The sequence below is a fragment of the Oceanospirillum linum genome (genome assembly GCF_001995095.2).
Classification (GTDB): domain Bacteria; phylum Pseudomonadota; class Gammaproteobacteria; order Pseudomonadales; family Halomonadaceae; genus Oceanospirillum; species Oceanospirillum linum.
Map to the genome: position 1 here is coordinate 1 of NZ_MTSD02000058.1, position 504 is coordinate 504.

General features: G+C 45.2%; 1 protein-coding gene. It reads right to left on the minus strand.

Annotation, left to right across the window (positions count from 1 at the left end):
• Nucleotides 1-341, minus strand: a 341-nt coding sequence (locus BTA35_RS16605; protein WP_139363702.1) for a hypothetical protein, incomplete at its 3' end; no start/stop codon positions are given.
• Nucleotides 342-504 lie beyond the last annotated feature (163 nt).

Genomic DNA, 504 nt, shown 5'->3' on the forward strand with positions numbered 1-504 from the left:
CCATCCACCAAGGCAACATCCAGACTATTTATATCTATATCGGTGTGTCTAGCGGCTTGCTTTTCTTTAAAGGCTTCAAAGCCTTGAAACCCCTTGGATAAATGATCTTCTGCGGAGCGGGCTAGCTTATACATATTTTGAATATTATCGCCCCAGATTTTCCTAAACTCGGCGTGACGCTGATCTTGCATTTCTTGATACGCTTTCCCCCCTTCAATAGCCTCTTTCAGGTTGAAGCCCTCATCGGCAGGAGGCGTATGTTTTAAACGGTTCTGAGTCGCTACTGAAGCACTGGCAGCATTGAAGGCGGGAAGGAAAGAGGACGTGTTACGAATATCCATATATTTGTTCTCCAATAAGATCACTTTAACTCACAGGGTGGTTGCACTTGGTTTCATAGAATAAGTGCAACAGGCTACTGATTATGCTCGTGCCATGAATGTCTTTTGTCACTTGCCGCGATTTGGCAGCCTTAATCATTTATCGGCGGGGTTGCGGGTAACT